This is a genomic window from Bacillus altaicus (assembly GCF_042136375.2).
GTDB classification, from domain to species: Bacteria; Bacillota; Bacilli; order Bacillales; family Bacillaceae_G; genus Bacillus_A; species Bacillus_A cereus_U.
In genome coordinates, this window is sequence record NZ_CM143394.1 from 1,800,968 (window position 1) to 1,815,572 (window position 14,605).

A 14,605-nucleotide genomic window follows, 5' to 3' on the forward strand; every position below is an offset into this window, starting at 1 on the left:
TTGCCTTGCTTACGTTACAGAATAAACATCGCAACGATAGTGGTGACGATTAAGCCGATAATAACAGGTAAAAAGTTTCGGCGTGCGAGTTCAAATGGATCTACTTTACAAATGGCAGCGGCAGGAATAAGCGCCCAAGGAATTAAAGTCCCGCCCCCGGTCCATATGGCTGCAATTTGTCCGAGTGCTGTTAATGTAGCGGTTCCATGCCCAAGTGCTGTTCCGAAAAGGTTTGCAATCGAACCAGCAAGCGAAATACCAGAAAAACCAGATCCGTCTAACCCGGTAATGACACCAACGATAGTTAATGTCCCAGCCGATACATATTGATTTAAAGGAACCGTTTGAGATAAGGCGATTCCTAAGTCGTTAATAATTCCATGTGAACCGTTCGGTAAATAGTCTCCAATAATTTTCACAAAGCCGCTATCTCCTAAATAAAAAAGTGCAGCAATTGGAATAACTGGACCAAAAATTTTAAATCCGAATTGGAGTCCTTCTATAAAATAATCGGTCGTTTTATTCAGGCCATTTCCTTTGTAGGCGATGAGAGAAATGATGATAATCATAATAACAGTCGTCCCGCCGATAAGTGCTGTTGCGTCGCTTCCTTGTAGTTTAAACTGAATCATGCAAAGGATATCAATGATATATACGATAGGGATACATATGGCAAGCCATTTCTTTGCCCGAGGAGATAATGAAGTGAGCGTTTTAGAAGGCTCGGTTGATGGGATAGATTCTTGTATAGATAAGCCTGTATGAAATTCTTTTCGTAAGAAGAAAAATGCGACAGAAGTTGTCACAATGCCCATAACGATAACGAGGGGAACACTGGCAGAAACAACGCTAGAAACAGGAAGTCCAGCAGCATCCGCGGTTAATTTTGGTGCACCTTGAATAACGAAGTCACCTGATAAGGCAATGCCGTGTCCGAATAAGTTCATAGCGATTGCGACTCCAATTGGCGGAAGGCCGACGCGTACAGCGACAGGTAATAAAATAGCTCCCATTAAAGCGACAGCTGGAGAGGGCCAAAAGAAAAAGGAAATAGTCATCATTAAAAGACCGATAATCCAGTAGGCATGTGCAGGTGTACGAATCATCTTTGTAAATGGTGAAATCATCGTATCATTTATACCGGTATGAACAAGTAGATTGCTCATCGATACGATAATGGAGATGATTAATATAGTTGGTAATAGTTCGGTAATGGCGTAAATGAAACTTTGAAAGATACCACTAATGGCAAGAGGGATAGAACTAGTTGCGGTTAATGCTAATAAAAAGATAAAAACGATACAAATAATCGTCGTATCTTTTCTAAAAATAAAGAAGGTAATAATAGTGAGTAAACAAAGAACATAGAGAGCATGTAAAAGCGTTAATTCAACTCCCATAACATCCACATCCTTTAGGCGTTCGTGTAGTTTATTGTATGAAAGCAGAGAAAGTATGTGAGTATAGGAAAAAGAAAAAATGAAATTTCATGTACTGTAATGGTAAGAATAAAATATGGATGTTACAATACAATTAATCCTAAAAATGGAATTGAAGGAGAAATAGATTGGAGGTAGTACGAGTGAGAGAAAAAATAGGGTATTATGTTGTACTTGCTTGTTTAATATTATCTATCATTTCAGGACAATTTCTTAAAAGTGAATGGATAGGCGTTATCTTATGTATAGGCGTACTGTTTTTTGCTCCTTTGTACCGCTGGAGTGAATGGAAAGCATATAGTCGAAAAAAGAAAATTGTTCTTAGTATCGAGTTTGTATTTGTAATTAGCACGATTCCGTTTTTGTTACTGAAAGGAAATGAGATAATAGATGGAATTGTAATTTTTCAAGGGTGGTTATTCATCGCGAAATTGCTATATTTAATATGCATTTTAATAGCGGTAGCGGTGGTCGCTAAAAAAGTAAACGAAAAGCTATTCGCTAATGAATAAAAGAAAATTCCACCTTATTTGGTGGCATTTTCCTATTGTACTGAATGAGCTTTTTGCATCTTTTTAATTAAACGAATTTGTCCGCGATGATTGATTTCATCTTCAAATACGTGAAACCATTTAAAGTAGTTATTTGCTGGTTTGTCATGCCAAAAGTCTGTCGTTTTAAATAGCCATTCATCAGGTAACTATTGAAAAGTTTCAATAGTTTTAGAGCGTACTTCTTGTAACGTATTTATGTAAAATTCTATTGAGTTTCCTTTTATTTTCTCACGTCCAAGATTTCCTAACTCAATAGCAGGTAACCAAGGTTCTAATTCAGCATCTGTTGGTTCACGATCTTCAAAGGTATGAATTTGGTAGTAAAATTCAACAGCAGCCATATGGTACAAAAGCGTACCAATTGAGTTTGCCTCATCATCATATAAATAATCAAGTTCTTCAATTGTTAAGCCTTGGGCAGCCTGCATTGTTGTATAGCGAGCGTAATTCATCATGGAAACAAGTTTTGAAAATTCTACATGTAAACCATCTATCTTATCGATTACAAAGTTCAATTAAAATTCCCCCTCTTTAAACGATTACTCCAGAGAAGGAATTCTATGTGCAGAGAAAAACTCCTTTTAAAAAGGTCATGATTTTAACAAGGAATAACAATTAGTTCCCGATTTGCCTTTGTAATAACCTCATAGCCATCTTTTGTGATGACAATATCATCTTCAATTCTACAACCGCCCCAGTCTGGTATATAAATGCCTGGTTCCACTGTAACAACCATACCTTCTTCTAAAGTAGCTTTACTTTCTTGGGATAAGCGGAGAGGTTCATGAATTTCTAACCCAAGACCATGACCAGTAGAGTGTCCAAAATATTGACCGTATCCATGATCAGTAATGTAATCTCTCGTTATATCATCGATACTTTTCGCAGTTTCCCCAGGTTTAATTGCTTCCGTTCCACGCTTTAATGCTTCTAATACAACGTTATATATTTTTTTGAACTCTTCCGATGGCTCTCCGATGGCTACAGTCCGTGTTAAATCAGAACAATATCCATCGTAAAGTGCACCGAAATCTAATGTAACGACGTCGCCTCGTTCGATTATTTTATTTGATGCAACTCCATGAGGAAGGGAAGAACGAACGCCAGAAGCTACAATGATTTGGAATGAAGAAGATGTAGCCCCTTTTTTTCGCATGAAAAATTCTAACTCATCTCGGACATCATTTTCACTTATTCCTGGTTTTAGAAACGTAAGGATGTGGTGAAAAGCTTCATCAGCAATATTAGCAGCGATTTTCATTGTTTCTATTTCAGGCATGTCTTTAATAATACGAATATTTTCGATGATTTCGCACACTTGAACCATTTCCGCATGTACGTATTTTTGTAAGTTTTTATATTGTTGCAATGTCATGTTATTTTCTTCAATTCCAAGTTTTTGAATGTTTAATTTCGATACTTGATGTGCAATTTCTTTTTCTAAATTTCCTTTATGCATAATAATTTCAGCATCTTTTATTTGTGATTTCGCTTGATCTACATAGCGAAAATCAGTTATAAAAACAGCTTTATCCGCAGAGATTAAGACGACGCCAGCGCTACCTGTAAAGCCTGTTGCATATTGGCGATTTTCTTTTTTTGTAATCAGTAATCCGTCAATTTCATAGTTTTGTAGTTGATTTTGGATTTTATTAATTTTTAAAGTCATGTTAATTCCCCCTATTCACAGTATTGAATAAAGCAAATAGCGTGCCAAAAAATATCTTTAGAGAAAAGATAGTGGGAATTACATATGTTTTAGAGAAGATAAGAAATTTAGCCCATTATTTGTGGGGGGTGGGCTGCTCGTGAAATACAGATTACTTCAATTAGCAGTTGGGAGAATGAAAAAAACATCAACTCAAGATTCACTTTCTTTACACACTGTCAAAAAATTTATACAAATATGAAATAGCGCTGTCAAATTTTTTGACAATATTGAAATTAGGAAAGTAAAGTTAAAGCAATTGCTACAGATGAAAATAATGGAACGATGAGATATATCAAAGCTGCAGATGAAAAATATAAGATGACAAAAGAAAGATGTTATGAACTAAGCTGAAAACATAGAAAAATGCGCTGCTTGCTAGCAACGCATTTTTAAGTATTTACGCTTTTAATTTCATTACTGTATCAGCATCTGGTGTTACATATAATGTTTGTTGATTGTCATATGTAACAAATCCAAGTTTTGCACCGCTCGGTTTTTTGACGTGGCGTACCTTTGTGAAATCTACAGGAACAGAGCTAGAATCTTTTGCTTTACTGTAATAAGCAGCGATTTTAGCGGCCTCATGTAAAGTCTCTTCCGTAGGTTCAAGAGAACGAATGACAACGTGGGACCCAGGTATGTCTTTCGTATGTAACCAAATTTCATCGCGACGGGAGAATTTCGTTGTTAAATAATCATTTTGCTTATTGTTTTTACCGACGAAAATTTCTGTACCATCACTAGCTAAATATTTGTCCAATACTGGTTTTGTCGGTTTTTTCTTTGCATTTTTCTTCTTACGATTGCGCACATAACCTTCTTCGGCCAGTTCTTCACGAATCTCTTCAATATCTTTTGAAGAAGCAGCCTCCATTTGTTGAAGTAAGCTATCAAAATAAAGAATTTCTTCATTTGTTTTTACGATTTGGTCTTCTACAATAGCAACTGAATTTTTCGCTTTTTGGTACTTTTGGAAATAGCGTTGTGCATTTTCAGATGGTGTTTTTAAAGGATTTAATGTGATTTTTACAGTCCCACCATTTTCGTCGTAATAGTTAACGACTTCAATCTCTTTATCACCTTTTTTCAAAGCGTACATATTGGCTGTAAGTAGCTCTCCAAATAGTTGATATTTATCTGCTTTTCCGGCATCTTGTAATGTTTTTTCCAGTTTAATTAGTTTCTTTTCATTTTTTGACTTCTCATTTTGCATAAATCGTTCTAAATCGTGAGCTTGTTGTTTTACACGATCGCGCTCTGCTTTACCAAAGAAGAAACGATCTAATAATACACTAACAGATGAAAATGTTTTTTCATTTCCTTGTAAGTGAGAAAGAGGGAATAGGTAAAAGAACTCTTTTCCATTTGCTGTTATCATTGCTGGCACATACTGATGTGTTAGCAAAGGTTTTTGCAAGCTGAAGAAAGCTTCAGATAATGCTTTTTCATTTGCCATACCTGCTTTTTTTACAACTTCTTTTGCAAATAATGGGGAAATTCCCATGAATGCTCCGACAAGTTGTTTGTCCATGTTGCCAGATAAAAAGTCGAGCGGTTTAATGAAATCATCTTCTGTTTCGATAAGAAGCGGATTAACTTTATGTTGTGCTGGTGGGGCAACATATTCAGCTCCAGCATATACAGTACGATGTCGGTTTACCGCTAAAGAAACGTGTTTTAAGCTATCTAAAATAACATTTGTTTTCGTATCTACTAAGATAATATTACTGTGTCGTCCCATTATTTCGATTACTAATGTTTTTACTGATTCGTCACCGATTTCATTACGACTGCGGACTGTAATTTGAATAATACGTTCTAAGTCAATTTGTTCAATTTGTTCAATAAATCCACCTTCTAAATGTTTGCGAAGAAGCATACAAAACATCGGCGGTAGCGCTGGTGAATCGTAGCTTTGATTTGTTAAGTGCATACGCGCATATGTAGGGTGAGATGAAAGAATCAGCTTTTGATTTTTTCCGTTTGCTCGAATATGTAATAAAACTTCATATTTTGAGGGTTGATATATTTTTGAAATTCTTCCTGTTTGAAGAGAATTTGCAATTTCATGTGTAATTGCTCTTGTAAATAATCCATCGAATGCCATGAATGAACACTCCTTTCTAACTAAAAGTTAATTATAGCATTTTTTTGGACGAGGCTGAATAAGCTTTCATTAGAGTATGTCTGGAATCAGGAGGTCGATGGCAGGATGAATTGGTATGAAATGCGAGCACATGAAGTGGAGGAAAGAACGAATACGAATGTGGAGGTAGGTCTTACAGAGCAAGAAGCGGAGGGCCGATTAAAGAAATTTGGTACAAATGAATTGCAAGAAGCAAAGCGGCCTTCTGCGCTTATGGTGTTTTTAGCGCAATTTAAAGATTTTATGGTACTTGTTTTATTTGGTGCTACAATTATTTCAGCTTTTTTAGGAGAGTATATTGATTCGATTGCAATCGTTGCAATTGTTATTATCAATGGTGTCCTCGGTTTCTTTCAAGAGAGGAAAGCTGAAAAATCGTTGGAAGCTTTAAAAGAATTGGCAGCCCCTCAAGTTACTGTACTAAGAAATGGAAAGTGGATCAAAGCGCCGTCAAAAGCACTTGTACTAGGTGATATTATTAAGTTTTCTAGTGGTGACCGTATTGGCGCGGATGTTCGCCTTGTGGAATCTTCAAGTTTATATATTGAAGAATCGGCTCTTACAGGAGAGTCATTGCCTGTACAAAAGAAGGTAGAGGCGTTACAAGGCCAAGATGTTTCAATTGGTGATCAAAAAAACATGGCATTTATGGGGACGATGATAACGAGAGGTGCTGGAACAGGAGTAGTCGTAGCGACTGGAATGAATACAGCTATGGGGCAAATTGCAAATATGTTGCAAAATGCTGTGCAAATGGAAACGCCATTACAAAGAAGATTAGAACAGCTTGGGAAAATTTTGATTATTGTTGCTCTTATTTTGACGGCTCTTGTTGTATTAGCTGGTGTATATCAAGGGAATGAAGTGTATCACATGTTTTTGGCTGGGGTTTCGCTTGCTGTTGCAGCTATTCCAGAAGGATTACCAGCTATCGTTACGGTTGCGCTATCACTTGGTGTACAGCGTATGATTAAAAAGAGGGCAATTGTGCGAAAGTTACCAGCTGTAGAAACGTTAGGCTGTGCTTCTGTTATTTGCTCAGATAAAACAGGAACAATGACACAAAATAAAATGATGGTAACGCATATGTGGTCAGGCGGAGAATTGTGGAAAGTAACAGGTCAAGGCTATGAGCCGGCAGGTTCGTTTATGAAAGCTGAAGAAGTAATTGACCCTACTAAGACGAAATCATTGTATCAACTACTTACATTTGGCTGTTTATGTAATAATGCGAATGTTATTCAAAAGAAAAAGACGTATGTGTTAGATGGAGATCCAACAGAAGGAGCTCTCGTTGCGGCTGCAATGAAGGCGGGAATATCACGTGAAGCTCTTAAAGGAAAGTTTGAAGTCATTCGTGAATTTCCTTTTGATTCAACTAGAAAAATGATGAGCGTTATTGTTCGTGATCGTGAAGGTAAAAAATTTGTTATTACAAAAGGAGCACCAGATGTTCTTTTGCAAATGAGTCAAACAATTTTGTGGGGAAATAAGCAGCAGCCTTTAAGTGAAATGTATCGAAAAGAAGTGCAGGCAGCGATTCATAGTTTAGGAAGTCAGGCGTTACGAACGATTGCGGTGGCATTTAAACCGTTAAAAGCTACAGATTCAATTGAACACGAAAGAGAAGTCGAGCATGATTTTATGCTTGTTGGAATACAAGGAATGATAGATCCGCCAAGACCAGAAGTGGCACAAGCGGTGAAAGAGTGTAAGGAAGCTGGTATTAGAACGGTAATGATTACGGGAGATCATAAAGTGACAGCAATGGCAATTGCGGAACAGTTAGGGGTTTTACCAGCGGGTGGACGCGTTGTTGAAGGTGTAGAACTTGCGAATATGGATGTAGAGGCATTAGAAGATATTGTAGAAGATACGTATGTATTCGCTCGTGTGTCTCCTGAGCATAAATTGAAAATCGTTAAGGCGCTGCAAAATAAGGGGCATATAGTAGCTATGACAGGTGATGGAGTGAACGATGCTCCAGCTATTAAAACAGCTGATATAGGGATTGCGATGGGAATTACAGGGACAGATGTTGCAAAAGAAGCTTCTTCACTTGTGTTGTTAGATGATAACTTTGCTACGATTAAATCGGCGATTAAAGAAGGTAGAAACATATATGAAAATATTCGGAAGTTTATTCGGTATTTGTTAGCATCTAACGTTGGTGAAATTTTAGTTATGTTATTTGCGATGTTACTGGCACTGCCATTGCCGATGGTTCCAATTCAAATTTTATGGGTGAACTTAGTTACTGACGGTTTACCAGCGATGGCATTAGGTTTGGATAAGGCTGAAGGAGATGTGATGAAGAGAACACCACGCCATCCGAAAGAAGGGGTGTTCGCTAGAGGGCTTGCATGGAAAATTATAAGTCGTGGTTTTCTAATCGGAGCAGTGACATTAGTAGCGTTTATTATTGCATTTAACCAGCATCCGAATGAATTGAAGTATGCACAAACGGTAGCCTTCGCAACATTAGTACTGGCTCAGCTTATTCATGTATTTGATTGTCGTAGTGAACATTCTATATTTCACCGCAACCCGTTTGGAAATATATATTTAGTAGGGGCGGTTATTATTTCTTTACTGTTAATGCTTGTAGTTATATATTATCCACCATTACAGCCGATTTTTAGCACAATGCCGATACAAGCACGAGATTGGTTGTTAATTGGGGGATTATCATCTATTCCTACCTTCTTATTAGTAGGATCCTTATTAACAAGAAAAAAGGAAAAAAAGAAAAAGCCACTGTTATATAAGAAGGGATTAAACTTGAAATAGTCAATGATATGAAAATATGATATAATTTACAGAAGGTAGTAGAGCCTTGTCTCTATTGCCTTTTTCATTGAGTTATTTCATGGCTTGGATGTGATAAAGATGATTTGTAGTATGACAGGATTTGGAAGGTCGAAGGTAGAAAACGATACTTTTCAAATAACAGTAGAAATGAAGTCGGTGAACCATCGTTTTTTAGAAATGAGTATTCGGCTTCCGAAGCAAATGATGGTGTTTGAAGACAAGATTCGTAAAATAATTGCAAAGCAAGTTCGCCGTGGACGTATTGAAGTGTCTATTAGTATAACAGGTGAAGGGCTTGTTGAAAGAAAATTAACTGTGAATTGGGAACTTCTTGAACAGTACCAATCCATTATGGAAAATATAAAAGGGAAATTTCAATTACAAGATTCTATTACACTCGGGCAGCTAATGAGAATGCCAGAAGTAACGGCAGTTGAAGAAATAGAAAATGTAAATGAACAATTTGAAACCGGTTTATATGAGGCTGTTCGCCAAGCTGCTCATATGTTGAAAACGATGAGAGATGGCGAAGGAGAACGATTACATAAAGATATAGCATATCGTTTGCAAGAGATTCATAATTGTGTAAATGCAATTATTCCACATGCACCAATTGTCACACAAAAATATCGTGAACGATTAGAAAATCGCTTAAAAGAATTACATAATCAAGATTTAGATGAACAACGATTGTTGACAGAAATAGCAATATTTGCAGAGCGTTCAGATATTCACGAAGAATTAGTTCGATTACAGAGTCATTTAGATCAATTTCGTGAAGCACTGCAAATTACAGAGCCTGTTGGAAGGAAAATGGACTTCATTGTGCAAGAGATGCATAGGGAAGTAAATACGATAGGTTCTAAGGCAAATGACTTAACAATTTCAAAATATGTCGTAGAAATGAAAAATAACCTTGAAAAAATTCGTGAACAAGTACAAAATATTGAGTAGCTTTCAAAAAATATATAAAGTTATACGTGGTGGAGAAATCGGATAGACTTACTAGGAGGCGCAAACTATGGCCATGCGGTTTTTAAATATTGGATACGGAAATATTGTATCTGCTCATCGAATTATTGCTATTGTAAGTCCGGAGTCAGCTCCTATTAAACGAACAGTACAGGAAGCGCGTGAACATAATGCTTTGCTTGATGCTACGTATGGGAGAAAAACAAGGGCGGTTATTGTTATGGATGATGGGCATGTAGTATTAAGTCCAATTCAGCCAGAGACGATTGCACATCGTTTGAATAATAAAGAAGATTTAAGTGAGGAAGGGTAGGTTTTACATATTTATGAGAAGTAGAAGAGGATTGCTCATCGTTCTTTCGGGACCTTCTGGTGTCGGGAAAGGAACGGTTCGAAAAGAGCTGTTTAGCCATGAAGACACACGTTTTCAGTACTCTATTTCAGTAACGACACGTAAACCGCGTGAAGGTGAAGTAGATGGTGTGGATTATTTCTTTAAAGAGAGAGAAGAATTTGAAGAAATGATTCGTAATGAAAGGTTACTTGAATGGGCTGAGTTCGTTGGTAATTATTACGGAACACCGATTGATTATGTTGAAAAAACGTTACAAGAAGGAAAAGATGTGTTCTTAGAAATTGAAGTGCAAGGAGCAATTCAAGTTAAGAAAGCCTTCCCTGAAGGTGTATTTATTTTCTTAGCACCTCCAAGTTTATCTGAACTAAAGAACCGAATTGTCGGTCGTGGTACAGAAACTGAAGATGTTATTGAAAATCGTTTAACTGTAGCGAAAGAAGAAATCGAAATGATGGACGCTTATGACTATGTTGTAGAAAACGATCAAGTTGAATTAGCTTGCGACCGAATTAAAGCAATTGTGGTTGGTGAACATTGCCGCCGCGAAAGAGTGGCAAAATACTATAAAGAAATGACGGAGGGTCTATAATTATGTTAAATCCATCAATTGACTCATTATTAACAAAAATCGATTCTAAATATACACTTGTAACAGTAGCTGCAAAGCGTGCACGTGAAATGCAAATTGCTGACAATTGTGTTATTGAAAAGCCTGTTTCTTATAAATGCGTAGGTAAAGCATTAGAAGAAATCGATTTAGAAGTATTAAAATATATACCATGCGATGACAAAATAATCGATTAAGACATTCTTTTCGACAAATTAAAACATAGACTTTATAATTTTCTATGTAACGGTAACAACCTATTTACAAGTAGGTTGTTATTTTTTTACGATAGGGATGAAAAGGAATTGAAAAAGACGGAACGAAATACTGGTACTGACGAGCTGGAAATTCTATTTCAGTAGAATAAGTTTGAAAAAGAAAGAGGACGAGTCATATGCTAAAAGGGAAAAAGATACTTCTATGTGTAACAGGAGGCATTGCAGTTTTTAAAGCGGCTGCGTTAACAAGTAAATTGACACAAGCTGGCGCTCTTGTAAAAGTAATGATGAGTGAGTCGGCAATGAAGTTTGTTACGCCTCTTACATTTCAAGCACTTTCTCGCCATGATGTATATACGGATACGTTTGATGAGAGAGACTCGGCTGTTATCGCTCATATTGATTTAGCGGATTGGGCAGATGTTGTACTTGTTGCACCGGCTACAGCTAATTGCATTGGAAAGTTAGCTGGCGGTATTGCTGATGATATGATTACAACTACTTTGTTAGCTACTACAGCTCCAGTGTGGATTGCACCGGCTATGAATGTGCATATGTATGAAAATAAAATTGTTCAAAAAAACATGATGACGTTAAAAACATTAGGATATACATTTATTGAGCCTGGGGAAGGTTTTTTAGCATGTGGTTATGTAGCAAAAGGAAGACTGGAAGAACCTGAAGCGATTATTGGACGGCTAGAAGAGGCTTTCTCAGAACAAAAACCATTGCAAGGAAAGCGAATATTAATAACAGCTGGACCGACACGTGAAAAGATTGATCCGGTTCGTTTTATGACGAATTTTTCTTCTGGAAAGATGGGGTATGCGATCGCAGAAGTTGCAGCAGGCTTAGGTGCTGATGTCATACTTGTGTCAGGACCGACAGCATTAGAGTCACCATTACATGTAACAAGAATACAAGTAGAATCTGCACAAGATATGTTAGAGGCAGTCCTTCAACATTATCAGAATGTGGATGTTGTCATCAAAACAGCAGCAGTTGCAGATTACCGCCCAAAATATGTGCATGATAATAAAATGAAAAAGAAAAATGGCGATGCTGTAATTGAATTAGAAAGAACAGTGGATATTTTAAAAACGTTAGGTGAGAAGAAGGACCAACAGTTACTTATCGGTTTTGCAGCTGAAACGACAAACATAGAGGAATACGCAACGAGAAAATTACGTGAGAAAAATGCAAATATGATTGTTGCGAATGACGTGAAAGCGCAAGGAGCTGGGTTTGGTACAGATACAAATATTGTGACAATGTATAGAAAAGATGGAGAAATTATTGAGTTGCCACTTTTAACGAAGAAAGAAGTGGCTCGTGAAATATTAAAGCAAATAGAAATGATGTTAGAAGATGATCGTGTATGAAGTTTGCAAGTGTGATTGTTGATGTACCTGCACGTCAAACAGATCGACCGTTTGATTATATTATCCCTAAAAAATGGGAAGATATCGTGCAAACAGGAATGCGTGTAGTAGTCCCATTCGGTCCGAGGAAATTGCAAGGTTTTATTATTGGCATAAAGGATTCGGTTGATCTAGAAAGTAAAAAGTTAAAAGCGTTGTATGAAATATTAGATGTCACTCCGGTTTTAAATGATGAATTATTAAAGCTTGGGTATTGGCTTACAAGTGAAACGTTATGTTATATGATTTCAGCTTTTCAGGTGATGCTTCCAACGGCGATAAAAGCAACATATAAAAAGCGTCTGCAACTTCGTAACCAAGAAGAAGTTGCGCCAGAAATTCTTTCTTTATTTCAAGGGAAGGAAACGATAGATTGGGAAGCTATCGAAGCGCAGCCGCACCTATATCGTACTATTCAACAAGAAATTAAAAATGGTACGACTGAAGTGGTTTATCAAGTAAAGGATAAAGTGCAGAAGAAGAAACAAAGAGTAGTTCAACCGGAGTTACCGGCAGATAAATTGGAATTAGCAGCATTTGAACTGAAAAGTAAAAAACAACAAGACGTACTCTATTATTTTGTAGAAAACTACAAAAGTGTACCGTTAAAAAATTTAACAGAAGAATTACAAATAACAGATGCTCCAATAAAATCACTTGTTAAAAAGGGTCTAATCTCAGAAAAGTATGTAGAAGTATACCGGAATCCGTATGACGATGATGATTTTGAACAAACGAAACCATTTCCGCTTACTGAGGAACAAAAACAAGTAATTACACCGATTTTGTCATCAATTACAAATGAAACTTACAATCCATTTTTACTATATGGTGTTACAGGAAGTGGTAAGACTGAAGTGTATTTACAATCTATAGCAGCGGTACTCGAGAAAGGAAAAGAAGCAATTGTGCTTGTTCCTGAAATTGCGCTAACGCCCCAGATGGTAGATCGCTTTAAAGGTAGGTTCGGTTCGCAAGTTGCAGTTCTTCACAGTGCGCTTTCTGTTGGAGAAAAGTATGATGAATGGCGCAAAATTTTAAGAAAAGAAGTGAAAGTGGTAGTTGGTGCGCGTTCAGCTATTTTTGCTCCCTTTGAAAATTTAGGAATCATTATTATTGATGAGGAACATGAATCGAGTTATAAGCAAGAAGATAACCCGAAGTATCATGCGAGAGATGTAGCAGTGTGGAGAGGACAATACCATAAGTGTCCAATCGTTCTCGGAAGTGCAACGCCGACACTTGAATCGTTTGCTAGAGCGAAAAAAGGTGTCTATGGGTTGCTTACAATGGAAAAACGTATGAACAAACAAGCTTTGCCGACTGTAGAAATTGTTGATATGCGTGAAGAGCTTCGTGATGGAAATCGCTCAATGTTTTCAAAGGCACTGCATGAAAAAATAGCAGATCGATTAGAAAAGAAAGAACAAATGGTTCTCTTTTTAAATAGAAGGGGTCATTCTACGTTTGTGATGTGCCGTGATTGTGGGTATGTCGTACAATGTCCGCATTGTGATATTTCGTTGACATATCACAAAATGAACCATCGTTTAAAATGTCATTATTGTAGTCATGAGGAAAATATGCCAACGGAGTGTCCTGCTTGTAATAGTACGTATATTCGTTTCTTTGGTACAGGGACGCAAAAGGTTGAAGAAGAAATCACAAAACTATTCCCTGAGGCGCGGGTCATTCGAATGGATGTGGATACAACAAGCCGTAAAGGAATGCATGAAAAATTATTAAAGGCGTTTGGTGAAGAGAAAGCAGATATATTACTTGGAACACAAATGATTGCAAAAGGGCTTGATTTTCCGAAGGTGACGCTTGTTGGCGTTTTAACGGCGGATACGATGCTTCATCTACCTGATTTTCGGGCGAGTGAAAAGACGTATCAGCTATTGACACAAGTGAGTGGACGTGCAGGAAGACATGAATTGCCAGGGGAAGTTGTAATTCAAACGTATACGCCGGAACATTACAGTGTAGAATTAGCAAAGAATCAACAATATGATGTATTTTATGAGCACGAAATGCAAATGAGGCAAATGAGACAATATCCGCCATATTACTACGTTGTACTTGTAACTGTATCTCATCCGGAATTATTAAAGGCAGTCCAAGTGACGGAAAAAATTGTCGGTCATTTACGAACGCATTGTTCAAGGCAAACAATGGTGTTAGGGCCGGTTGCTTCAGCAATTCCAAGGATAAAAGATAGATATCGTTACCAATGCATGATAAAATACAAACGGGAACCAAACTTAAAGAACGTGCTCAAAATGGTAAATGAACATTATCAAGCAGAAATGCAAAAAGAGCTACAAATCTCAATTGATTTTAATCCAACAATGTTAATGTAGCGGAGGGA

11 protein-coding genes and 1 pseudogene are annotated in these 14,605 nt (G+C 37.0%); 8 read left to right on the forward strand and 4 right to left on the reverse strand.

Annotated elements, in window-relative coordinates:
• Positions 1-14: 14 nt before the first annotated feature.
• Positions 15-1,400: a hypothetical protein gene (locus tag ACE38F_RS09575; protein WP_375369437.1), complete on the reverse strand. Its 1,386-nt coding sequence runs from the start codon at positions 1,398-1,400 to the stop codon at positions 15-17.
• 182 nt (positions 1,401-1,582) lie between these two features.
• Here ACE38F_RS09575 and ACE38F_RS09580 point away from each other — a divergent pair, with 182 nt between their 5' ends.
• Positions 1,583-1,951 carry a YoqO family protein gene (locus ACE38F_RS09580; RefSeq protein WP_375369436.1) on the forward strand — a complete coding sequence of 123 codons (369 nt, stop codon included), beginning with the start codon at positions 1,583-1,585 and terminating at the stop codon, positions 1,949-1,951.
• 32 nt (positions 1,952-1,983) lie between these two features.
• Here the strand turns inward: ACE38F_RS09580 and ACE38F_RS09585 are convergent.
• From ACE38F_RS09585 to ACE38F_RS09595, 3 genes and pseudogenes are all read right to left on the reverse strand, one after another.
• Positions 1,984-2,508, reverse strand: a pseudogene (locus ACE38F_RS09585) (DinB family protein).
• 83 nt (positions 2,509-2,591) lie between these two features.
• Positions 2,592-3,662: a M24 family metallopeptidase gene (locus ACE38F_RS09590; RefSeq protein ID WP_375369435.1), complete on the reverse strand. Its 1,071-nt coding sequence runs from the start codon at positions 3,660-3,662 to the stop codon at positions 2,592-2,594.
• A 439-nt stretch (positions 3,663-4,101) separates the two neighbouring features.
• The gene (locus ACE38F_RS09595; protein WP_215553978.1) at positions 4,102-5,811 is read right to left on the reverse strand and encodes an Rqc2 family fibronectin-binding protein; all 1,710 of its coding nucleotides are present in this window, start codon (positions 5,809-5,811) and stop codon (positions 4,102-4,104) included.
• Positions 5,812-5,916: 105 nt separating this feature from the next.
• Here ACE38F_RS09595 and ACE38F_RS09600 point away from each other — a divergent pair, with 105 nt between their 5' ends.
• From ACE38F_RS09600 to priA, 7 genes are all read left to right on the forward strand, one after another.
• Positions 5,917-8,640, forward strand: coding sequence for a calcium-translocating P-type ATPase, SERCA-type (locus tag ACE38F_RS09600; RefSeq protein WP_375369434.1), 2,724 nt, complete (start codon positions 5,917-5,919; stop codon positions 8,638-8,640).
• Positions 8,641-8,739: 99 nt separating this feature from the next.
• Positions 8,740-9,615: a YicC/YloC family endoribonuclease gene (locus ACE38F_RS09605; protein ID WP_002160720.1), complete on the forward strand. Its 876-nt coding sequence runs from the start codon at positions 8,740-8,742 to the stop codon at positions 9,613-9,615.
• 67 nt (positions 9,616-9,682) lie between these two features.
• Positions 9,683-9,946: an extracellular matrix/biofilm regulator RemA gene (gene remA / locus ACE38F_RS09610; RefSeq protein WP_001251456.1), complete on the forward strand. Its 264-nt coding sequence runs from the start codon at positions 9,683-9,685 to the stop codon at positions 9,944-9,946.
• Positions 9,947-9,959: 13 nt separating this feature from the next.
• Positions 9,960-10,577, forward strand: coding sequence for a guanylate kinase (gmk, locus tag ACE38F_RS09615; RefSeq protein WP_002173127.1), 618 nt, complete (start codon positions 9,960-9,962; stop codon positions 10,575-10,577).
• Between the two features lie 2 nt (positions 10,578-10,579).
• Positions 10,580-10,792 (forward strand): DNA-directed RNA polymerase subunit omega, encoded by a 213-nt coding sequence (rpoZ, locus tag ACE38F_RS09620; protein WP_113769756.1) that lies wholly within the window; start codon positions 10,580-10,582, stop codon positions 10,790-10,792.
• Positions 10,793-10,989: 197 nt separating this feature from the next.
• A complete protein-coding gene (gene coaBC / locus ACE38F_RS09625) occupies positions 10,990-12,195 on the forward strand; it encodes a bifunctional phosphopantothenoylcysteine decarboxylase/phosphopantothenate--cysteine ligase CoaBC (protein WP_113769755.1) in 1,206 nt (401 codons plus the stop codon).
• A complete protein-coding gene (priA, locus tag ACE38F_RS09630; RefSeq protein WP_113769754.1) occupies positions 12,192-14,597 on the forward strand; it encodes a primosomal protein N' in 2,406 nt (801 codons plus the stop codon). Before coaBC ends, priA begins: the two co-directional genes overlap by 4 nt.
• The last annotated feature ends 8 nt before the right edge of the window (positions 14,598-14,605 follow it).

Coding starts and splice junctions, on each gene's coding strand:
- rpoZ (WP_113769756.1), top strand. CDS start 10,580: ATGTTAAATCCATCAATTGACTCATTATTAACAAAAATCGATTCTAAA.
- remA (WP_001251456.1), top strand. CDS start 9,683: ATGGCCATGCGGTTTTTAAATATTGGATACGGAAATATTGTATCTGCT.
- ACE38F_RS09600 (WP_375369434.1), top strand. CDS start 5,917: ATGAATTGGTATGAAATGCGAGCACATGAAGTGGAGGAAAGAACGAAT.
- ACE38F_RS09590 (WP_375369435.1), bottom strand. CDS start 3,662: ATGACTTTAAAAATTAATAAAATCCAAAATCAACTACAAAACTATGAA.
- priA (WP_113769754.1), top strand. CDS start 12,192: ATGAAGTTTGCAAGTGTGATTGTTGATGTACCTGCACGTCAAACAGAT.
- coaBC (WP_113769755.1), top strand. CDS start 10,990: ATGCTAAAAGGGAAAAAGATACTTCTATGTGTAACAGGAGGCATTGCA.
- ACE38F_RS09595 (WP_215553978.1), bottom strand. CDS start 5,811: ATGGCATTCGATGGATTATTTACAAGAGCAATTACACATGAAATTGCA.
- ACE38F_RS09575 (WP_375369437.1), bottom strand. CDS start 1,400: ATGGGAGTTGAATTAACGCTTTTACATGCTCTCTATGTTCTTTGTTTA.
- ACE38F_RS09605 (WP_002160720.1), top strand. CDS start 8,740: ATGATTTGTAGTATGACAGGATTTGGAAGGTCGAAGGTAGAAAACGAT.
- gmk (WP_002173127.1), top strand. CDS start 9,960: ATGAGAAGTAGAAGAGGATTGCTCATCGTTCTTTCGGGACCTTCTGGT.